Here is a 21,192-nt window from a genome sequence, read left to right as displayed (position 1 = left end):
ATGCCCCTGCAGTATGCGAAGCCGCGCGGTGCGGCGCGTGTCGGTGTCGGCGGCCCGGTCGGATCGGGCAAGACGGCGCTGCTCGAACAGCTCATTCCGCGCTTCATTGCACGCGGTACCGATATCGCCGTCATCACCAATGATCTGGTGACCGCGGAAGACGCCGAACGCATCCGGCGCAGCGGCATCATCGCGCCGGAGCGCGTGCTGGCGGTCGAAACCGGCGCCTGTCCGCACACCGCGATACGCGAAGACCCGACGCTCAACCTCGCCGCGGCCGATGAACTTGACCGGACCTTTCCGGGCCTGGAACTGATTCTGGTGGAAAGTGGCGGCGACAATCTGGCGTCGTCGTTCTCGCTCGACCTGGTCGATTACTGGCTGTTCGTCATCGATGTCGCGGGCGGCGACGACATTCCGCGCAAGCGCGGTCTGGGCGTCCTGCAGTGCGACCTGCTGGTCATCAACAAGACCGACCTGGCGCCATTCGTGCGCGTGGACCTGGCGCGCATGACGCGCGAAGCCGAAGAGGTGCGGGCCGGCAAGCCGACCCTGCTCACCAACTGCGCCAGTGGCGAAGGCGTCGATGCGGTGGTCGATGCCATCGTGCGCGGAGTTCTGTTTGACTGAACGCCACAGCTTCGAGCTGGATTTCGCTTCGGCGGAAGGTCGCAGCTTCGTTGCCCGGCAATACGTTCGTTACCCGGTGCATGTCGGCCGCGCGCTGTATACAGATCCGATCGATCGCGGTCGCTGCACGGTCTTCCTGCAGTCGGTGTCGGGCGGCTTGTTCGAGCACGACACGGTGACCGGGCGCATTGCCGTGGCGTCGGGTGCGCGTGCGCATGTGGCGACGCCCGCATCGACCATCGTGCACACCATGCGCGGCGGCTGCGCGACGCAGACCGTCGACATCGATGCCGGTGCTGGCGCGCGGGTCGAGTATCTGCAGGCGCCGCAGATCCTTTTTCCGGGCAGTCATCTGCATACCCGCATCGGCGTCAAGCTGGGTGAGGGTGCCCTCGTGCTGGTGTCGGAAACCTATCTCGCGCACGACCCGACGGCCTGCGGTGCGCCATTCGCGCTGATCGATACGGCGATCGACATCACCGGCCGCGACGCTCGGCTGCTGGCGCGCGAACGGATGCGCATCCGTGGCGCTGACTGGCTCGCTGCGCAACCCGGCGTATCGGGTGGGTTCAGCGTGCAGGGTAGCCTCTGGATACTGACTCAGACTGCATGCGCCGGCTTGCCGGACGCGCTGCGCGCGATCTCTGGCGAAGGGCTGTATGCCGGGGCCTCGGCGCTGCCGGGCGAAGCCGGGTGGGTGTTCCGTGCGCTCGGTGCCGATGCGATCGTGGTCGGCAAGGCGATGGCCGCGGCGCGCGTCGCCGCGCTTGGGTCATTGCAGCCGTAAACGAAAAGGGGCACGCCTGAGCGTGCCCCTGAAGCGGAAGCGACCCGGCGCGCAGTGCGGCCGGGTCGTTACCGGATCAATACATCAGCTGCACGCCGACGATGAACTTGTCGATCGACTGGGCTGCGCCGCCCGGATCCATGTCCGAATACACCGCGGTGATGCGCGCGTTGTGGCCGGCCATCACGTAGGTCACGCCCAGATCCCACTGGTCGGCCTTGGAACCGCCTTGCGGATCGAATTCCTGGTAGCGGTAGTAGGGCTGGAACTGGCCGATGCCGAACTTGCCCGGAATCAGGTAGGCGGCCGTCAGCAGGTAGGCTTCGCCTTCGGTTGCGCCACCGCAGTTGTTGACATTGACCAGACCGCAGGCCGCAGCGACCGCCGGACCGGTGTCGGCCACGCCATCGGTGTCGTAATCGTAGTAGGCGCCTTCGAGCGTCAGCACGCCGCCGTTCGAGAACTTGGTTTCCATCAGCGCATCGATGTTCCACGCCGTGTAATCACCCGATGCACCGGCGATGCCGACACCGTTCTTCTGCGTCTGGACAGCTGCGCCGATGGTCAGGATTTCCTTGCCGCCGTAGTAGGTGTTGGTGCCGTAGTAGCCCAGTTCCGGATCCCAGAAGCTGTAAGCCAGACGACCGGCGTACAGCAGCTTGTCGGAGTCGTTCGACAGACCGGCGCCGCGGTTCTTGCCCTGGTAGGCGCCGAGGGCGTACAGCAGCTTGCCGCCGAGCACATTGCCCCACAGCAGCGCGCCGTCGTCACGACCGGTGAAGGCGTTCGGGTACTGCGACACCATCGGGTATTCCCACACGTTGGCGAAGTACGGGCCGGCGAGGTTGGCACGGTCGGTCGGCGGCAGCATGCGGCCGAACCACAGGTTGAGGCCGTCCATCAGTTCGAACTGGGCGACCACGTCGAGCAGGCGCATCGATTCGTCTGACTGGCGCTCGAAATTCACCATGCCGCCGATCTGCTTGGTGATCTTGCCGCTGGTGATGATACGGATGGAATCGACCGCGAAATCCTTCGAGCGCGACGTGCCGTTCGGGGCGCCGTCATCCGCGCTGGTGAAGGACGTACGCATCCACAGACCAAGCGTGAGATAGCTTTCGCCGGGGCCGGATACGGTCACGCCGGCGTTGGCGGTGCCGGCCGTGGCCAGTGCAACGGCGAGCGCGCCGAGGCGCGGGACGGATGACAGGCTCCGCAGACGGTTTTTGAGGGTGCTTTTCATGGTGCAGGACTCCCGGTTGTTGAAGTGCAAGTTGAAGGTGGAGGGGGCTGGTTACGAAAACCCGGCAATCAGTGACTGATCATCCAGGGACGTTTGGTGGGGAAAGCCTTCGATCCGTCCTTGCCTACCGCGGTCGTTCGGCTGGGTTTGCTGCTGCAGCACGAACACCCGGGACCGTGCTTGCGGCTGGCAAGTACGGGTTCATGGCGGCTGCGTTCGTTGGTGGCGTGTGCGAAGCGGGTCTCGTGCGGCATGTCGGCGAAGGACGGTGCCGTCACCAGCACCCGCTGCGCGGGCGAACCGCACTCCGGGCACAGGCAGGCGGCGTCGCGCTGGGCGATGCTGCGCAGGGCGGAAAATCCGCCATGCGCCTCGCACTGATAGTCGTAGGTCGGCATGGCGGCGGCCTCAGAGATCCGGCGACAGCGGCATCTGGATGCTGCCGTCGATGAACTTCACCGGACCGGCTTCGTTCGGCATGATGTCGAAGTCGAAAATGTCGGTCGGCAGCCACAGCGTGGCGCAGGCGTTCGGAATGTCGACCACGCCGCTGATGTGGCCCTGAACCGGTGCCGTACCGAGGATCGAATAGGCCTGTGCGCCCGAGTAGCCGAATTTCTTCAGGTATTCGATGGCATTCAGGCAGGCCTGGCGGTACGCGACATGCACGTCGAGGTAGTGCTGCTTGCCCTGCTCGTCGACCGAAATGCCTTCGAAGATCAGGTAGTCGTCGTACTTGGGCGTGATCGGGCTTGGCTTGAAGATCGGGTTCTTGATGGCGTACTTCTTCATGCCGTCCTTGATGATGCTCACCCGCAGATGCAGCCAGCCGGCCATTTCGATGGCGCCGCAGAAGGTGATTTCGCCGTCGCCCTGCGAGAAGTGCAGGTCGCCCATCGACAGGCCGCCGCCCTTCACATAGACCGGGAAGTAGATGCGCGAGCCGCGCGACAGATCCTTGATGTCGCAGTTGCCGCCGTGCTCGCGCGGCGGCACGGTGCGGGCGGCTTCGGCAGCCGCCTTGTCGCGCGCCTCGCCCTTCAGGCGGCCCATGTGCGCGGTCGGTGCGCACGGCGGGCAGCCCAGCGGCGGCACGCGGTCCGGCTCGGTGTTGATGAAATCGATTTCGCGCTCGTTCCAGTCGGCCAGCAGCTTCGGGTCCGGCAGGCAGCCGATCAGACCCGGGTGGATCAGGCCGGCGTACTTGACGCCCGGCACGTGGCGCGATTCGGTGAACATGCCCTTGATGTCCCAGATCGACTTCTGGGCTTCCGGGAAGTGCTCGGTCAGGAAGCCGCCGCCGTTCTTCTTCGAGAAGAAGCCGTTGAAGCCCCACAGGCTGTCTTCCTTGGCACCGATGTCCAGGATGTCGACCACCAGCAGGTCGCCCGGCTCGCAGCCTTCGACGCCGATCGGACCGGACAGGAAGTGCACCGTCGTCAGGTCGATGTCGCGCACGTCGTCCGCGCTGTCGTTGTTCTGGATGAAACCGCCGGTCCAGTCGTAGGTTTCGATCTTGAAATCGTCACCCGGCTTGACCCATGCGACGATGGGGATGTCGGGGTGCCAGCGGTTGTGCACCATGTCGTTCTCGTACGGCGACTGCTTCAGGTCAACCTTGATCAGGGTCTCGGCCATGTTGATCTCCTTTGGATGTGTGGGCGGATGGTGGGCACTCAGACGGACAGGAACTGCTTGATGCGCGCGGTATCCGTGTCGGCGCGCGTGCTTTCATGGACAAGGCGTCCGCCTTCGATGACGAACAGGCGGTCGGCCACATCCATTGCGAAACTGAGGACCTGCTCGGACACGACGATGGTGATTTCACGCAGCTTGCGGATTTCGTTCAGCGCCTTCGCGATGTCCTTGATGATCGAGGGCTGGATGCCTTCGGTCGGTTCGTCGAGCAGCAGCACCTTGGGGTCGGTGACCAGCGCGCGCGCGATGGCCAGCTGCTGCTGCTGGCCGCCGGACAGGTTGCCGCCCTTGCGGCTGCGCATTTCCCACAGCACCGGGAACAGGGCGTAGATCTCTTCCGGCACCTTCTTGACCTTGGCATTTTCCAGGCCGGTGTGGATGTTTTCCTCGACCGTCAGCGTCGGGAAAATCATGCGGCCCTGCGGCACGTAGGCGATGCCCTTGGCGACGCGCTTGTAGCTTTCGTCCTTGGACACTTCCTTGCCGGCGACTTCGATGTGGCCGCTCTTGATCGGCAGGATGCCGATCAGCGATTTGAACAGCGTGGTCTTGCCCATGCCGTTGCGGCCCATGATGGCGATCGTCTCGTTCCTGTTCGCTTCGAACGAAATGCCGTGCAGGGCCTCGCTCTGACCGTAGGCAACGTGGAGATCCTTGACGTTGAGCATGGTGGTGTCCTCTCGTGTTCGATGCGGGTGGCGTGTGCGGGATCGGTAGTCGGGACTCGGTGGCCCAGACTCAGTGACCCAGATAAACGTCGATGACCTTGGGATCGTTCTGCACCTTGTCCATCGATCCTTCGGCGAGGATCTTTCCCTGGTGCATGACGGTGACCTTGTGTGCGATGCGCTTGACGAAATCCATGTCGTGCTCGATCACGATCACCGAGCGCCCCTTGCAGATGCGCTGCAGGAGCTCGCCTGTCAGTTCGCGCTCGCGCACGCTCATGCCGGCGATCGGCTCGTCGAGCATCAGAAGTTCGGGTTCCTGCATCAGCAACATGCCGATCTCGAGCCACTGCTTCTGGCCGTGGCTCAGCAGGCCCGCTTCGACGTCGAGCGAGTCGCCCAGGCTGATTTCGTCGGCCACCGACTGCACGCGTGCCTTGACTTCGTCGGTGCACCGGAAACCCAGTGCGCCGAACACGCTGCGACCGCGCGGGAAGGACACTTCAAGATTCTTGAAGACGGAGAGGTTTTCGTAGATCGACGGCGTCTGGAATTTGCGGCCGATGCCCGAGCGCACGATCTTGTGCTCGGACATCTTGGTCATCTCCGTATTCTTGAACTTGATGCTGCCGCTGCTGGCGCGCGTCTTGCCGCAGATCAGGTCGAGCAGCGTGGTCTTGCCGGCACCGTTCGGGCCGATGATTACGCGCAGCTCGCCGCGATCCACGTACAGGGTCAGCGCGTCGATGGCCTTGAAACCGTCGAAGGACACGGTGAGGTCTTCCACCGCAAGTACGAAGTCGGTATTGCTCATGTCGGTCTCCGTTCGGATCAGGCGGATGTGCCCTGCACGCCGTCAGGCAGTGCGGTGCGTGCCAGCGGCTTGCCGCCGTGCGGTGCGCCGCTGTGCAGCGTGGTGGCGGGCGGAACGTCGGACGACGATGTGCTGTCGGTGCCGGCAGCGGGCTTGTCCCTGCGTTTGCCCAGGCGCGGCTTGACGTGGCTTTCGTACAGGCCGGCCAGCCCGTTCGGGAACGCCATCACGACGCCGATGAACAGTGCAGCCATCAGGAACAGCCACAGGTCGGGGAAGCTTTCGGAGAAGTAGGTCTTGCCGAAATTGACCAGCAGCGCGCCATACACCGCACCGACCAGCGACATGCGTCCGCCGACGGCGGCGAAGATGACCATTTCGATCGACGGCACGATGCCGACCAGTGACGGCGACATGAAGCCGACCTGCAGCACGAACATCGCACCGCCGATGGCCGACAGCATCGCCGCGAGGCAGAAGGTGAACACCTTGAACATCGACACGTCGTAACCGGAGAAGCGCACGCGATCTTCCTTGTCGCGCATCGCCAGCAGCAGCGTGCCGAGCTTGCTCAGCTGGATCCAGCGGCACAGCAGGATGGAGGCGATCAGCAGTCCGGCATTGAGGAAGTACAGGATGTACTTGGCCTCGTCGGTGCGCGTGTCCCAGCCAAGGATGGTCTTCAGGTCGGTGATGCCGTTGACCCCGCCGGTGTAGCCCTGCTGGCCGACGATGAGCACGGTGAGGATCAGGCAGACCGCCTGCGTGATGATGGCGAAATACACGCCACCGACCCGGCGCCGGAACATCGCGAAACTGATGATGAAAGCTAGAAGCGTCGGTATCAGCAGGACCGCCAGAAGCGCCAGCGGCAGGTGGCGGAACGGCTCCCACCAGAGCGGCAGCTCGGTCAGCTGGTTCCAGTCCATGAAGTCGGGGATGCCCGGCGTGCTCTGGATCTTGGTGGTTTCCGGATCGGACGCCTCCAGCTTCATGAACATGGCCATCATGTAGCCGCCGAGGCCGAAGAACACACCCTGGCCCAGGCTGAGCACGCCGCCGTAGCCCCACAGCATGACGAGGCCGACAGCGACGAAGGCGTAGGTGAGATATTTGCCGACCAGGTTCAGGCGGAACAGGTCCATCGTCAGCGGGAACACGACGACGATGATCAGCGCCAGTATCAGCACGCTTCCCATTCCGCTACGTGCCAGCCAGCTCTTGATTGAGTCCATTGGGTTCTCCTTGGATCGTGGGTATTCGGGGGTCGGAGCGCAGCCGGACTCAGCGGCGGATCTTCGAAGCAAAGAGGCCTTGCGGACGCAGCATCAGGATGGTCACGATCATCATCAGCGTGAGCACCTTGGCCATCGAACCGGTCATGAAGAACTCGGCGATCGATTGCGTCTGGGCGATGCCGAAAGCCGACGCCACCGTGCCGAGCAGGCTGCCTGCGCCGCCGAAGGTCACCACCAGGAAGGCATCGACGATGTACAGCGAACCGCTGGTCGGGCCGGTCGAACCGATCGTCGTGAAGGCGGCTCCGGCGATGCCGGCAATGCCGCAACCGATGGCGAAGGTCAGGCGGTCGGTGCGGCTGGTGTTGATGCCGGTGGCGTTGGCCATCGGGCGGTTGGCAACCGTGGCACGCACACGCAAGCCCCAGCGCGAGCGGTACAGGGCGAGCAGCACGCAGCCGGTCACCAGCGCGGTCAGCGCGAGCACGAAAAGGCCGTTGATCGGGATGTCGAGACCTTCGGCCGGCGCCCACGAGCCAAGCAGCCAGTCGGGCAGCGTCGGGCTCACTTCGCGTGCGCCGAAGGTCGAGCGGAAGGTCTGCTGCATGGCCAGCGACAGGCCCCAGGTGGCAAGCAGCGTGTCGAGCGGACGCTTGTACAGATGTCGTATCAGCGCCCATTCGATGAACCAGCCGAAGACGAAGGCGATGCAGAACGCCGCCGCGATGGCAAACGGGAAGTACATCGAAGCGAAGCCGGGAAGGAAGGTTTCGGTGAGCGACGAGAACATGTAGATCGTGTAGGCGCCGATGGTCATGAATTCGCCATGCGCCATGTTGATCACGCCCATCTGGCCGAAGATGATGGCCAGCCCGAGGCCCATCAGCAGCAGCACCGAAAACAGGCTCAGGCCTGCGAAACCCTGCATCAGGGTGATGTTCATGATGTCGGTCAGTGACATGGTGATCTCCGGCTAGGGGGTATTCACAAATGAAGGTCGTGGGCCGATGAACGCTTGTGGATACGTCCTGGGCGGGGCCGGAGCCCGTGCGAGGAGACGCACGGACCCCGGACCGTCCGGCTTACTGGTAACCCTTGGGGAAGGGGTTCGGCTCGATCAGCTCGGGCGACTCGGCGACCACCTTGAACTGGCCGTCGAGCTGCGCCTGGCCGATGCGCGCCTTGCTCCACAGGTGGTGGTTGTCATGCACCTTGACGTAGCCTTCGGGCGCGGTCTTCAACTCGATGCCACCGGAGGCGGCGGCGATCTTGTCGACATCGAAGCTGCCGGCCTTCTCGACGGTCGCCTTCCAGATCCACGGGCCGAGATAGCCGGCCTGGGTCACGTCGCCGATCACCGACTTCGGACCGTAGGCCTTCTTGAATGCCTCGACGAAAGCCTTGTTGTTGGCGTTGTCCAGCGACTGGAAGTACTTCATCGACGAGTAGAAGCCGGCGATGTTTTCACCACCGATGCCCAGCACTTCGTCTTCGGTCACCGAAATGGTCAGCAGGAACTGCTTGTCCGCGGTGATGCCGGCAGCCTTCAGCTGCTTGTAGAAGGCGACGTTCGAGCCGCCGACCACGGCTGCGAAGATGCAGTCCGGCTTGGCCAGCTTGATCTTGTTGATCAGCGAGTTGAAATTGGTGTGGCCGAGCGGGTAGTACTCTTCGCCGGCGACCTTGCCCAGCTTGGCAACGGACTCGATGTGCTTGCGTGCGATCTTCATCGAGGTGCGCGGCCAGATGTAGTCCGAGCCGACCAGGAAGAATGTCTTGGCGCTTTTTTCCTTCGCTGCCCAGTCGAGGCCGTACAGGATCTGTTGCGTGGCTTCCTGGCCCGTGTAGATCACGTTCTTCGACTGTTCCAGACCTTCGTAGAACGTCGGGTAGTACAGCATGCCGTTTTCTTTTTCGAAGATCGGCAGCACCGCCTTGCGCGAAGCCGACGTCCAGCAGCCGAACACGCACGCCACCTTGTCCTGCACCAGCAGCTTCTTCGACTTCTCGGCGAAGGTCGGCCAGTCGGATGCGCCGTCTTCCTTGATCACGCGGATCTTGCGACCGAGCACGCCGCCCATCGCATTGATCTGGTCGATCGCCAGCTGTTCGGCCTGGATCGACCCGGTTTCCGAAATGGCCATGGTGCCGGTCGCCGAATGCAGCTGACCGACGACGACCTCGGTATCCGTCACCGCCAGCTTGGTGGTGTTCACCTTGGCCGTCGGGAACTGCGCAGCCTGGGCCAGTGCCATGCCGGGCATCATCATCGCAGGCATCGCGGCCATGCCCATCAGCACCTTGCGGCGCTGTTCATCGGTAAGCGGCGTCTGGATCGGGTCTTTCTTGTCAGCCATATCTGTTCTCCTGAGCGGGGACGGGTTGGGGAGCTTCAGGCGATCCGGTATTGGCCGTTGATTCACTTTTGTGCGGTGCACCGCAACCGGTCGCTGCGGTCCGAAAAGTAGTTGTCGGGGGTGTGTAGCCGGAATACGTCAATCGACGTATGTGAGTACGCTGCGCAACACTCGGGATGCGCGGGGTTCGGTGCTAAGGTGAAGTCCTGCGCTGACGCACTGCACCACCAAGTGGCTCATGCACTGTTCTGGTGCGCTTTCGGCGGCGTGGAGGGAAGCTGTACCTTGTTCTCCGGGCGGGTGCTCACGCACCTTGCCCGGAGCGTTTCTTGCATGCGTCGGGCAGACCTACAGCCGCCCGATCCGATGTCAGAAGCCACCCAGCAGATTTTCAAGATTCGCCGCGACTACAACACCTGGGTCGCGACCGAAACGCTCGAGGACTACGCGCTGCGTTACACGCCGCGCAGCTTCCGGAAGTGGTCGGAGTGGCGGGTCGCCAACACCGCCTTCGGCGCGGTGTCCTTTCTGGCGCTGGAAGCCATCGGCGGGGCGATCGCGCTGAACTACGGCTTCACCAACGCGCTGTGGGCCATCCTGTTCGTTGGCCTGATCACCTTCCTGACCGGCCTGCCCATCAGCTATTGCGCCGCCAAGTACGGCGTCGACATGGATCTGCTGACGCGCGGCGCGGGTTTCGGCTATCTGGGCTCGACCATCACTTCGCTGGTCTATGCCAGCTTCACCTTCATCTTCTTCGCCATCGAGGCGGCCATCATGGCGCTGGCGTTCGAGCTGTACTTCGGCATGCCGCTCGCGTGGGCCTATCTGCTGTGCGCGGTGGTGGTGATTCCGCTGGTGATCCACGGGGTGACGCTGATCAGCCGCATCCAGCTGTGGACGCAGCCGGTGTGGATCGTGCTGCTGGTGTTGCCCTACATTGCGGTGTGGCTGCAGGCGCCGGAAATGTTCAGCGACTTCACCAGCATGAGTGGCCGCTCGTCGGGCAACAGCGACTTCGACTGGCTGATGTTCGGTGCCGCCTCCACCGTGGCCATTTCTCTCGTCGTGCAGATCGGCGAACAGGTCGATTACCTGCGCTTCCTGCCGGAAAAGAACCGCGAGAACCGTTACCGCTGGTGGGCGGCCGTGCTGATTGCCGGCCCGGGCTGGATCGTGCCCGGCATGGTCAAGATGCTGGGCGGCGCCTTTCTCGCCTTTCTCGCGCTGCAGGCCATGGTTCCGGCCGACCGAGCGCTCGAACCGACGCAGATGTATCTGGCCGGCTACGGCTATGTGTTCGATTCCCCGGCGGTCGTGCTGGCCGTGACCGTCGTCTTCGTCATCGTGTCGCAGCTCAAGATCAACGTGACCAACGCCTACGCCGGATCGCTCGCCTGGTCGAATTTCTTCGCCCGGCTGACGCACAGCCACCCGGGCCGCGTCGTATGGCTGGTATTCAATGTGGTCATCGCGCTGCTGCTGATGCTGCTCGGCGTGTTCGAGGCGCTGGAGCACGTGCTGGGTCTGTACGCCAACCTCGCCATCGCCTGGGTCGGCGCACTGGTGGCCGACCTCGTGGTGAACAAGCCGCTCGGCCTGTCGCCGTCGCACATCGAGTTCAAGCGCGCCCACCTGTACGAAATCAATCCGGTCGGGCTGGGGTCGATGGCGATTGCCACCGTCGTGTCGGTACTGGCCTACACCGGCTGGATGGGGGACGCGGCGCAGGCGTTTTCGCCGGTCATTTCGCTCGCCACCGCCTTCGTCATTGCGCCGCTGATCGCCTGGGGGACGCGCGGCCGCTACTACATCGCGCGGCGCAGCACGATGCAGTGGCGACCGGGTCAGAACGTCACCTGCCACGTCTGCGAAAACAGCTTCGAATCGGAAGACATGGCCTACTGCCCAGCCTATGGGCAGCCGATCTGCTCGCTGTGCTGCACGCTGGAATCGCGCTGCCACGACCGCTGCAAGACCGACGCGAGTGCCGCTGCCCAACTGCATGCGGTGCTCAACGCCATCCTGCCGATGCGGCTGGCGCGCCGGGTCAATTTCCGGGTCGGCCACTTCCTGGTCGTATTCCTGTCGCTTACTGCGCTGCTGGCGGTCATCTTCGGCGTCGTGTACTACCAGGAGGCGGTGGTCGCCGACCTGTACTCGGCGACGCGTGAAATCCTGCTGCTGAGCTTGCTCAAGACCTTCGCGCTGCTGGTGTTGCTGTGCGCGGTGTGCGCGTGGTGGATCGTGCTCGGCTCGGAAAGCAGGCGTCTGGCGCAGGACGAGTCGAACCGGCAGAACCAGCTGCTGATGCGCGAGGTGGATGCCCACCGCAAGACTGACCTCGCATTGCAGAAGGCGAAGGATTCCGCCGAATCGGCCAACCTCGCGAAAACGCGTTATGTGACCGGCATCAGCCACGAACTGCGTACGCCGCTGAACAGCATTCTCGGCTATGCGCAGATACTGCTGCGCGAGCTGGGACAGGGCTCGCTGGCGCAGGCCGGTGCGGCCAAAGGCGCGCCAGCGACGGGTGCGCTGACCCAGGTCGATACCCAGCGGCGCGCGCTCGGCACCATCCTGCGCAGCGGCGAACACCTGCTGGGGCTGATCGACGGTCTGCTCGACCTCGCCCGCATCGAAGCCGGCAAGCTGCGGCTCGATCCGTCACCGATGCCGATGCGCGAACTGCTCGACGACCTGGCCAAGATGTTCGAGCCGCAGGCCGTGCGCAAGGGCCTGCGCTTTCGCATCGAAACCACCGGCCGCATGCCCGACTATGTGCGGGTGGATGTGAAGCGGCTCCGTCAGGTGCTGATCAACCTGCTGGCCAATGCGGTGAAATTCACGTCGCGCGGCGAAGTGGTGCTGCGCATCGACTACCGCATGGAAGTGGCGCGCTTCGAAGTGGCCGACACCGGGCCCGGCATCGCGCAGGAAGACCATGCACGCATCTTCGTGCCGTTCGAGCGCAGCAGTTCCGGCCGCGGCCAGGCCGAACCCGGAGCCGGCCTGGGCCTGACCATCAGCCGCATGCTCACCTCGCTGATGGGCGGCGAACTGACGCTGGAAAGCGAACCGGGCCGAGGCAGCACATTCCGACTGCGGCTCTACCTGCCGGAGTACCTGTCGGTGCCGACCAAGGTCAGACCGACGCGTCAGGTCATCGGCTACGACGGCGAGCGCCGGCGCGTGCTGCTGATCGACGACGACGCCACGCAGCGCCACATGCTCGCGGCCATGCTGCTGCCACTCGGTTTCGGCATCGACGAGGCGGCGAGCGGGCGCGAAGGGCTCGAACGGGTCGCGCTGCAGCGCCCCGACGTGGTGCTGCTCGATATCAACATGGACGGCATGGATGGCTGGGAAACCGCGCGCCACCTGCAGCACACTGCCGGCGCGCCGATTCCGGTCATCATGGTGTCGGCCAACGTATTCGACAACCGCAGCGAACTGCTGCGCAACTCAGGCTGCGCCGGCTTCGTGCCCAAGCCGGTCATGGAGTCGGAGCTGCTGGAACAATTGCGCGACGCGCTCGACCTGACCTGGCACGTCGATGCACCTGAACCTTCGAATGTTGCATCCCGCAACGACGCAGGCGATGTACCCTTGCGGGCGCTGGACGAAGAGGAACGCTCGGCGCTGCTCAGGCTGTCGCGTCTCGGCCACGTGAACGGCATCGCGACCCTGCTCGATGCCATCGCGGAACGGTCGGATGAGGCACGCGAAGACTGCGGCCGGCTGCGCAAGCTCATCGATGGTTTTGACCTGATCCGTTTCACCGAATTGCTGCAACGTGATGCCCATGTCCAATGATTCCCCGTTCCATCAGCCGGTCGTGCTGGTGGTGGACGACGCGCCGGATTCGCTCGGCTTCCTGTGCGAAGCGCTGTCCCAGGCCGGCTATCTGGTACTGATCGCCAATGATGGCGAGTCGGCGCTGGCCCGGCTCGAACTGGTCGTGCCCGACGCCATCCTGCTGGATGCGGTCATGCCGGGCCTGTCCGGTTTCGAAACCTGCCGCCTGATCCGCGAAGAGCCTGGCCTGTCGCATGTGCCGGTCATCTTCATGACCGGCCTGTCGGGCACGGCGGAAGTGGTCGAAGGTTTCACCGCAGGCGGTACCGACTATGTCGTCAAGCCGCTGCGCGTCGAAGAGGTGCTGGCGCGCCTGTCGGCCCATGTGCGCAATGCGCGAGCCGTGCGCATCGCGCGGCAGGCGGTGGACGTGGCCGGGCTGGGCGTGCTCGTGATCGACGCGCTCGGCCGCATCGCGTGGCGCTCGCCGCGTGCGGCAGACAGCCTGACGCAGTTCGGCATCGACGCGTCCGACTCGTCGCCCGGCGAGTCGCTGGCCCAGCTTGCAGGCATGGCGGAGGAGCCGGGTACCGATGCCAAGCTGATCGGTGAAAGTGGCGAAAATTCGCTTTACGCGCGCAGTCTGGGCGCAGTCGGGCTGGGCGAGCACATGCTGCTGCTCGATGTGCGCCGTCGTGGCGAATCGAGCACCCGCATCGCTGGCGCCCAGTTGACGCCGCGCGAAGCGGAAGTGCTGTCCTGGCTGGCCAAGGGCAAGACCAACCGTGACATCGGCGACATCCTCGGCATGAGCCCACGCACCGTGAACAAGCACCTCGAACACGTGTACGAAAAGCTCGGGGTCGAGACGCGTGCCGCGGCGGCGGCGCTCGCGATGCGAGCCGAAAGCGACTGAGCAGCCATGTCAGCGACGGCGCCCCCACGTTTGTTTTCCTTTGCAGCCGGCGGCGCCGGCCCGTGGCACATCACGGGAGTGCACGCCGTGATCGGCGAAGGCCTGGCGACTGCATCGCGGCTCGACATCGTCGCCGGTGCGGTTGAAGCGGCCGGAGCGTGGACGCTGCGCGGCATCGCCAGCAACGAACGCTACGTCACCCGGCCGGAGAAGCAGCAGTTGCTTGCGCTGCAGCCGCCGCTGGCCCGCGCCGAGGCGCGCAGCGCCGTGTTGATTCCGATCCGCAAGTCGGCCGCCTGGTGGGCGCTGACGCAGGACGAACGGCGCGACATCCTGGAGGAGCAGTCGCACCATGTGGCGCACGGCATGCGCGCGCTGCCGGCGGTGGCGCGCAAGCTGCATCACTGCCGGGACCTGTCGGAAGCCGAACCGTTCGACTTCCTGACCTGGTTCGAATTCGCACCGCAGGACGCGGCCGTGTTCGACGACCTCACCGCCACGCTGCGCGCCTCGCCCGAGTGGGTCTATGTCGAGCGCGAAGTCGAAGTGACGCTGGCGTTCGATCCGCGCTGACGACCCTCCAGGGCGAGTGGGACCCGCGTGTTCGACGGTGGCTCGGGTAGTATCCGTCGATGAATACCCTATCTGTGCCACCCGGCGCTCCGCACACCGCGGAAGCTGCCCCTTCCGGCATCGAATCAGCCTCCCCGGGGGCGGACAGCGTGCTTCCACCAGCATGCTCCGAACCGGAATCGCTGCCCGAGATCGTGCAGGCAGTCGCTGCAGTTCCACGCCTGCGCAATGGCTCGCGGGCGCTCATCGGGCTGTTCTGGCTGGCCGCGCTGGGGGCGGTGTACTTCGCTCGAGCCCTGCTCATGCCCATCGTGCTGGCGGTGCTGTTCGCCCTGCTGCTCGCGCCGCTGGTCACCCTGCTGAAGAAGTGGCGCATCCATGAATCGATTGCCGCCGGCGTGGTGGTCGTGATGATGGTCGGTGGCGTCGGGGCAGGGCTGTACTTTCTGACCAATCCGGCGCTCGACTGGCTGGAACGTTCGCCGCGCGCGCTGCGCGAAGTCGAAGTGAAGCTGCTGAAGTTGCAGCGGCCGGTGGAGGAGGTGCGCGAGGCGACGGAGCGCCTGGAGGCGATGACCTCCAGCAACGACAATTCCAGGGTGAGGTCGGTCGTGCTGAAGGAACCGGGCCTGGGTTCGGTGCTGTTCACCGGCACGCAGTACTTCCTGATCGGCGCCGCCTCGACCGTGGTGCTGCTTTACTTCCTGCTGGCGTCGGGCGACGGCTTCCTGCGCAAGGTGGTGCGATTGATGCCGACCCTGCGCGACAAGATCCGCGCCATCGGCGTGGCGCGTCAGATACAGCAGGACATCGGCCGCTACTTCCTGACCCTGAGCACCATCAATGCCGGGCTGGGCGTGGCGACCGCTGCCGCCATGTATCTGCTCGACATGCCCAACCCGGCGCTCTGGGGCGTCATGGCCGGTCTGCTCAATTTCATTCCCTATCTCGGGCCGACGCTCTGCCTGCTCGCCCTGTCGCTCGCCGCGCTGATCAACTTCGACAGCGTGGCCGAAGCCTGGCTGATTCCGGCCAGCTTCCTTGCCATCACCGTCATCGAAGGCCAGTTCATCCAGCCGCTGTTCGCCGGGCGCATGCTGTCGCTCAATCCGGTCGCGGTGTTCATAAGCTTCCTGTTCTGGGGCTGGCTGTGGGGTATTGCCGGCATGCTTATCGCCGTGCCGATGCTCATCATCATCAAGGTCGTGTGTTCGCACGTCGAACACTGGGAGCCGATCGGCACCTTTCTCGACCGGTCGTGACCGGCGGCCGGGTGTCTTGCCGGGCCTCTGCCCGGCGAATCAGTTCGAATCAGGGCGCCGCATCGATGAAGCTGTAACCGGCGCACAGCGCGTCCTTGTTGCCCCAGGTGGTGCCGGCACTGACCCGTGCTTCGGCCTCGGCGCAGGTCATCCAGTCGGCGCGCACACCGAGAAGGTGGTCCATGCGCGCCCAGAAGAGATCGTAGATTGCGCTGCCCTTGACCGGGCCGCCGATGCGCGGCGTGGTCTGGGTGGTCGGCGTCATGCCGAAGGACGATACCGTCGTGCTGCGCCGGTAGGTGAGCAGCGACAGTCGGGCCTTCGTCGCGCCATCGGCTTCGCTGACGGTCAAGGTCCACGTGTCGTCGCCGACGATGCGCACCATCTGCGAGTAGAACACCCAGTCGCGTTCGGCCACCAGGCTGTTGTCACCCGGCTTGATGCGGAAGTCGTCACCATCGGCCAGCCGCCACAGACGGGTGGCGGCCGCCATGACCTCCTGCGCGCTGCGGCCCGGATACGCTCGTGTGAGCACCTGTTCGAGTTCGGCCTCGCTCATTGGCGGGCGCGGGGTGACACATCCGGTCAGGAAGGCTGCACACAGCAGCAGTGCAGTCAGGCTATAGAACCGCTTCATCGTTTCTGGATTCCGTGGAAGGCGACATCGTGCGTCGTGTCAGTGCATGGGGCCTGCATGTCGATCGGCATCCGCACACAGGTGTTCCGCCAATGATGCCGGCAATCGCGTTCGCGCGCCCTCGGCTTCGGGCTGGGCGCCCTCAGGCAGGCACAAAAAGGTAGCATCGCGACTTCCCGAAACATCGCCCAACGCCGGCATGTCAGATCACCGAACGGTTGCCGTCTATTTTGTCGCATCCCCCCTGCAGTACCTGGCTGCCCGGCGCATTGCCAGCGACATCGAGCGCGATGCGAAGCAGGTGCTGGTCTGGTACAAGCCGGGCATGAAGGCAGTCGTGGATCCGTCCGAATGGGATGCCTGCACCTACATGCCCTGGCCGCGCTGGGAGCCCTTGCCCGGCTGGTTCGGGCGGCACCGCCGGCTGCGCGCAAACATCGATCTGGTGGCCGGGCTGGTCGGGCGATGCGACACCTTGCTGCTGCACAGCGCAGTTTTCGACACCGAAGCGATCAATTACTTCCTGCATGCGCTGCCGCGGCGGGCCGGTGCACGCGAAATGCATGCTCGCATCCTGCCCGACGGCCTGATCAGCATCCGGCGTTACCCGCTGTCGCTCGCGAAGCGGCTGATGCAGCGGCTGCGCTTGCTGCGCAGCCTGTTCGCGCCGGAATTGCGCTATGCCTGCTTCGCCGGCGATCGCATCGGTTCGGATGCCGACTTCTGCGACTGCATATATGTAGTGCGCGGATTGCCGCACCAGTATCCGGCGGAGAAGATCCGGGCGCTGCCGCCGCTGGTCGAGCCAGCAGGCGCTGACGGTACGGCATTGGCGGCGTCGCGGCGTGCACTGGTCATCGGTCAGCCACTGGTCGGCTTCGCATTGCTGCAGAAGGACCGGCTGCCTGCGATGACGGCAGCCATTCGTTCGTGGCTGGACCGTCAGGGCATCACGGATATCGATTACAAGGCGCATCCCAAGGATCCGGAACACGAACTGCGCCACCCGGACTACCGGCTCATCGAGCCGGACTGCGCGCTCGAGGTGCATATGGCACGAACGCCTTACGACGCAGTCGTGGGTGTACGTTCCAGCGCACTGCTGTTCGCGCGGCAGATCTATCCGCAGACCGTGCCGGTCGTTGCCTTTGGCTGGAATGACGTGCTTTTCAAGAGCGAGCAGGAAAGGTCGGATATGAGGAACGCCTTCGAACAGTGCGGAGTGCGCTTCGCATGAACGTCACCGGTTTTCGCGATCGCATTCCGGTGATCAACTCATGGCTGCTGGCCGGGGTGTTCTTCTCAATTCCGCTGACCGTCGCGCCGGCGTACTGGCTCAGCGCGCTGATACTGATCCTCTGGTTGCTGGAAGGTCGATACGCTGCCAAGTTGCGTGCGCTGGCGGCGGAACCCCTGGTGTGGGTCTGCGCCGCCTACTACGCGGTGTTCGCATTGTCTCTGCTGTGGTCGGAGGACCTCGAATGGGGGGGCGGCATGTTGTCGCGGCAGAACTTCTTCCTTTTGTTCGCCCTGTACTTCAGTGTGGCAAGGCGAGAGCATTTCGACCGCTATGTCAGTGCCTTCCTGATTTCGATCGCCTTATGCCAGGTCCTCGCCTATTACAACTGGGTACAGATCAATTTCTGGCTTGAACTGCCGGAAGGAATACGAGTAGACAAGAATCCGGACGACACTGCGCCCTTCGTCGATCGCATCATGTACGCGCCGGTGCTTGCGTTGGCGGGCTATCTGGCGGGCTACCGGCTGCTGTTTGAAGCACGCTCGCGGCGCCAGCGCCTGCTCTATGCCCTGTTGCTTGCCACGACCTCGATCAACCTCGTGTTTTCGGGCGGGCGTGCGGGTCTGGTCGGATTCCTCGTGCTGGTCGCGCTCCTGATCGTCCAGCGCTTTGCGAAGCGACCACTTGTCGCAGCCATGCTTGCCGCCTCCATCGTGAGCGGCGTGCTGACTGCGGGCTATTTCGGAAACAGCTATTTCCAGGGCCGTTTCGACGACGCGGTCGATCAAGTCATGCATTACGAAGATCGCCCGAATTCATCGGTCGGGTTGCGGATCGTCTTCGCCATCAACGCGACGCGGATTTTTCTTCAGAACCCCGTTCTTGGCGTGGGTCTCGGCGACTATCCGACGGAGTACGACAAGACGAATGCGCTTCATACCCCGGAGTGGAAGACAGCGTGGAACCCACATAACCACTACCTGTATGTGCTGACGGCGACCGGTGTGCTCGGCGGTTCGATCCTCCTCGTGCTGCTGCTGCTGCCACTGCTGCGTCACAACCCGCCGGACGGCCGGCAGTTCATCAGAACGGCTCCACCGGTACTCATCATGACGATCAGTCTGTTCGAGTCCTATCTGATGCGCTCCAACATCAGCCTGATGTATGCCGTATTCCTTGCCGCCCTGTGGTGCGGCATCAGGGAGCCCGAAGCTTGAAACGCATCCTCATCGTGCGTACTTCGGCCATCGGCGACGTGGTGTTCGCATCGCCACTGGCCGCCGCTCTGCGGCGCAGCCACCCGGATGCCTGGATCGCCTGGCTGGTGGAACCCGGCATCGATGCGCTGATCTCCCATGATCCGGCCATCGATGCGCGCATCCTGTGGCCGAAGGCGGAGTGGGTGCAACTGTGGCGCAGCGGCAGGCGCATCGAGTTGTGGCGCCGCGTGCGCGCCCTGCGTGCCGAACTGCGCGGCCATCATTTCGATACCGTGCTCGACCTGCAGGGGCTGCTCAAGAGCGGCGTGCTGGCCTGGCTGTCGGGCGCGCCGACCCGCATCGGTCTCGGGTCGCGCGAGGGCAGCCAATGGCTGATGACCCGCGTGGTGCCGCGCGGCGGCGACGTCGCCCGCATTTCGTCCGAATACCTGCACCTGGCGCAGCAACTCGAACTTGACACCGGCGACTTCATGCCGGCGCTGCATGTGGCACCCGAGGCCGATGCGCGCGCGCAGGCATTGCTGACCGAATACGGTCTGGTGCCGGGTCGTTACGCCGTGTTCGCCGCCTTCACGACGCGGCCGCAGAAGCACTGGTTCGAAGACGCCTGGCAAACGCTGGCTGCGAAGCTGGTGGCGCAGACCGGGCTCACGCCGGTGCTGCTGGGTGGGCCAGCCGATGCGCACGCGGCGGCCAGCATCGCCGCCGGTGCGCCCGGCCTGATCAATCTGGTCGGGCGGACGAAGCTGCCTGAAGCGGCGGCGCTGGTGCGCAGTGCCGGTTTGCTGGTCGGCGTCGATACCGGCCTCACGCACATGGGCATCGCGTTTTCGGTGCCGACCGTGGCCATTTTCGGTTCCACCTGCCCGTATACGAACACCGGCCGCGCCAATGCCCTCGTAATCTGGCTCGGCATGAGCTGTTCGCCGTGCCGGCGCAATCCGACCTGCGGTGGCGCCTGGACCTGCCTGCGCGACATCACACCGGAGCGGGTGCTGGAAGACGTTGCCCGGGTGCGATCCGCATGAAGGTGCTGCATGTCGAGGCCGGCAAGCACTACTACGGTGGCGCCCGCCAGGTCGCCTACATCGTCGAGGGGCTGGCGCGGCGCGGCGTGACGAATGTGCTCGCCTGCCCGCCCGGCGCGGGTATCGCCGCCGCGTGCGCCGGTCACGCGCAGGTGGTCGAAATGAAGATGGGCGGCGATGCCGACGCCGGCATGGCATTGCGGCTGGCCGCGCTGATCCGCGAGACGCGCCCCGACATCGTGCATCTGCACAGCCGGCGCGGTGCCGATCTTTGGGGCGGCGTCGCAGCGCGGCTGACCGGCACGCGCTGCGTGCTGTCGCGCCGGGTGGACAACCCGGAAGCGCGCTGGCTGGTCGCGCTGAAGTACCGGCTGTTCGACCATGTCATCACGATTTCCGAAGGTATCCGTCAGGTGCTGCTGTCGGAAGGGCTGGCGGCTCACCGGGCCAGCTGCGTGCGCAGCGCGGTCGATGCCACGCCTTATCTTGAGCCGGTCGACGCGGCCGCCTTCCGGTGCGAATTCGACCTGCCGCCCGACGCACGGGTGATCGGCGTCGTGGCACAGATGATTCCGCGCAAGGGCCATCGCTACATGATCGATGCAGCCGATGCGCTGCGCGCGGCCCACCCGGATGTGCGGGTGCTGTTTTTCGGCCAGGGGCCGCTGCATGACGCGCTCGAAGCCGAGGTGCGGGCGCGCGGACTGGCCGATGTCATCCGCTTCGCCGGCTTCCGCAACGATCTGCCGCGCTGGCTTGGTGGACTGGACATACTCGCCCATCCGGCCGACATGGAGGGGCTGGGTGTGTCGCTGCTGCAGGCATCGGCCGCCGCGGTGCCCATCGTGACCTGCCGTGCCGGCGGTCTGCCCGAAGCGGTAGCCGACGGTGTCAGTGGCCTGCTGATCGAACCGGGCGATGTGGCGGCACTCACCGCCGCACTGCGTCGCCTGCTGGATGACCCGCCGCTGCGCCACCGCCTCGGCGCAGCCGGCCGGGCGCGCATACTGGCCGACTTTTCGGTCGACGCGATGGTGGACGGCAATCTGACCGTCTATCGTCGCGTGCTTGAACAGGAATGAA

At 64.7% G+C, this 21,192-nt stretch carries 19 protein-coding genes; 10 read left to right on the top strand and 9 right to left on the bottom strand.

Going from position 1 to position 21,192, the window contains the following annotated elements; all coding sequences use genetic code 11:
- Both ureG and BSY238_RS03450 read left to right on the top strand, forming a co-directional pair.
- A complete protein-coding gene (ureG, locus tag BSY238_RS18290) occupies window positions 1-630 on the top strand; it encodes an urease accessory protein UreG (RefSeq protein WP_069040427.1) in 630 nt (209 codons plus the stop codon).
- Complete coding sequence (locus tag BSY238_RS03450) at window positions 623-1,417, top strand: urease accessory protein UreD (protein WP_190295049.1); 795 nt, start codon at window positions 623-625, stop codon at window positions 1,415-1,417. The genes ureG and BSY238_RS03450 overlap by 8 nt, the downstream gene beginning before the upstream one ends.
- 76 nt (window positions 1,418-1,493) lie before the next feature.
- On the opposite strand, the gene BSY238_RS03445 is transcribed toward BSY238_RS03450, so the two are convergent.
- From BSY238_RS03445 to urtA, 8 genes are all read right to left on the bottom strand, one after another.
- Entirely contained in the window at window positions 1,494-2,660 is a 1,167-nt protein-coding gene (locus BSY238_RS03445; RefSeq protein ID WP_069037912.1) for a hypothetical protein, read from the bottom strand.
- Between the two features lie 68 nt (window positions 2,661-2,728).
- Window positions 2,729-3,058, bottom strand: coding sequence for an FmdB family zinc ribbon protein (locus BSY238_RS03440; protein WP_069037911.1), 330 nt, complete (start codon window positions 3,056-3,058; stop codon window positions 2,729-2,731).
- A gap of 10 nt (window positions 3,059-3,068) precedes the next feature.
- Window positions 3,069-4,298 (bottom strand): formamidase, encoded by a 1,230-nt coding sequence (fmdA, locus tag BSY238_RS03435; RefSeq protein ID WP_069037910.1) that lies wholly within the window; start codon window positions 4,296-4,298, stop codon window positions 3,069-3,071.
- 38 nt (window positions 4,299-4,336) lie between these two features.
- Window positions 4,337-5,026: an urea ABC transporter ATP-binding subunit UrtE gene (urtE, locus tag BSY238_RS03430; RefSeq protein WP_069037909.1), complete on the bottom strand. Its 690-nt coding sequence runs from the start codon at window positions 5,024-5,026 to the stop codon at window positions 4,337-4,339.
- Between the two features lie 70 nt (window positions 5,027-5,096).
- Entirely contained in the window at window positions 5,097-5,840 is a 744-nt protein-coding gene (urtD, locus tag BSY238_RS03425) for an urea ABC transporter ATP-binding protein UrtD (RefSeq protein WP_069037908.1), read from the bottom strand.
- A gap of 17 nt (window positions 5,841-5,857) precedes the next feature.
- Complete coding sequence (gene urtC, locus BSY238_RS03420) at window positions 5,858-7,075, bottom strand: urea ABC transporter permease subunit UrtC (protein WP_083223907.1); 1,218 nt, start codon at window positions 7,073-7,075, stop codon at window positions 5,858-5,860.
- Window positions 7,076-7,124: 49 nt separating this feature from the next.
- The gene (gene urtB / locus BSY238_RS03415) at window positions 7,125-8,039 is read right to left on the bottom strand and encodes an urea ABC transporter permease subunit UrtB (RefSeq protein WP_069037907.1); all 915 of its coding nucleotides are present in this window, start codon (window positions 8,037-8,039) and stop codon (window positions 7,125-7,127) included.
- A gap of 121 nt (window positions 8,040-8,160) precedes the next feature.
- On the bottom strand, window positions 8,161-9,435 hold the full coding sequence (gene urtA / locus BSY238_RS03410; RefSeq protein WP_069037906.1) for an urea ABC transporter substrate-binding protein: 1,275 nt from the start codon (window positions 9,433-9,435) through the stop codon (window positions 8,161-8,163).
- A 366-nt stretch (window positions 9,436-9,801) separates the two neighbouring features.
- Between urtA and BSY238_RS03405 the strand changes: the two genes are divergently transcribed.
- The 4 genes from BSY238_RS03405 (at window position 9,802) to BSY238_RS03390 (ending at window position 15,984) form a co-directional block, all read left to right on the top strand.
- On the top strand, window positions 9,802-13,251 hold the full coding sequence (locus BSY238_RS03405) for an ATP-binding protein (protein ID WP_069037905.1): 3,450 nt from the start codon (window positions 9,802-9,804) through the stop codon (window positions 13,249-13,251).
- On the top strand, window positions 13,235-14,149 hold the full coding sequence (locus BSY238_RS03400; protein WP_069037904.1) for a response regulator transcription factor: 915 nt from the start codon (window positions 13,235-13,237) through the stop codon (window positions 14,147-14,149). Before BSY238_RS03405 ends, BSY238_RS03400 begins: the two co-directional genes overlap by 17 nt.
- Window positions 14,150-14,236: 87 nt before the next feature.
- On the top strand, window positions 14,237-14,722 hold the full coding sequence (locus BSY238_RS03395; RefSeq protein ID WP_335625443.1) for a chlorite dismutase family protein: 486 nt from the start codon (window positions 14,237-14,239) through the stop codon (window positions 14,720-14,722).
- Window positions 14,723-14,871: 149 nt separating this feature from the next.
- A complete protein-coding gene (locus tag BSY238_RS03390) occupies window positions 14,872-15,984 on the top strand; it encodes an AI-2E family transporter (protein ID WP_190295048.1) in 1,113 nt (370 codons plus the stop codon).
- A gap of 49 nt (window positions 15,985-16,033) precedes the next feature.
- On the opposite strand, the gene BSY238_RS18670 is transcribed toward BSY238_RS03390, so the two are convergent.
- Window positions 16,034-16,621 (bottom strand): hypothetical protein, encoded by a 588-nt coding sequence (locus tag BSY238_RS18670; RefSeq protein WP_069037902.1) that lies wholly within the window; start codon window positions 16,619-16,621, stop codon window positions 16,034-16,036.
- A 199-nt stretch (window positions 16,622-16,820) separates the two neighbouring features.
- Between BSY238_RS18670 and BSY238_RS03380 the strand changes: the two genes are divergently transcribed.
- Genes BSY238_RS03380 through BSY238_RS03365 form a run of 4 tightly spaced genes read left to right on the top strand, consistent with a single transcriptional unit; the run spans window position 16,821 to window position 21,191 of the window.
- Window positions 16,821-17,858, top strand: coding sequence for a polysialyltransferase family glycosyltransferase (locus tag BSY238_RS03380; RefSeq protein ID WP_069037901.1), 1,038 nt, complete (start codon window positions 16,821-16,823; stop codon window positions 17,856-17,858).
- Complete coding sequence (locus BSY238_RS03375; RefSeq protein ID WP_069037900.1) at window positions 17,855-19,078, top strand: O-antigen ligase family protein; 1,224 nt, start codon at window positions 17,855-17,857, stop codon at window positions 19,076-19,078. Before BSY238_RS03380 ends, BSY238_RS03375 begins: the two co-directional genes overlap by 4 nt.
- Window positions 19,075-20,109, top strand: a complete 1,035-nt coding sequence (locus tag BSY238_RS03370) for a glycosyltransferase family 9 protein (protein WP_150123873.1) — start codon at window positions 19,075-19,077, stop codon at window positions 20,107-20,109. The genes BSY238_RS03375 and BSY238_RS03370 overlap by 4 nt, the downstream gene beginning before the upstream one ends.
- Window positions 20,106-21,191: a glycosyltransferase gene (locus tag BSY238_RS03365; RefSeq protein WP_069037898.1), complete on the top strand. Its 1,086-nt coding sequence runs from the start codon at window positions 20,106-20,108 to the stop codon at window positions 21,189-21,191. The genes BSY238_RS03370 and BSY238_RS03365 overlap by 4 nt, the downstream gene beginning before the upstream one ends.
- The last annotated feature ends 1 nt before the right edge of the window (window position 21,192 follow it).

The sequence above is a fragment of the Methyloversatilis sp. RAC08 genome (genome assembly GCF_001713355.1).
GTDB lineage: Bacteria > Pseudomonadota > Gammaproteobacteria > Burkholderiales > Rhodocyclaceae > Methyloversatilis.
Note: the sequence above shows the minus strand (reverse complement) of the source record. Positions and strands in the feature narration are given on the sequence as shown.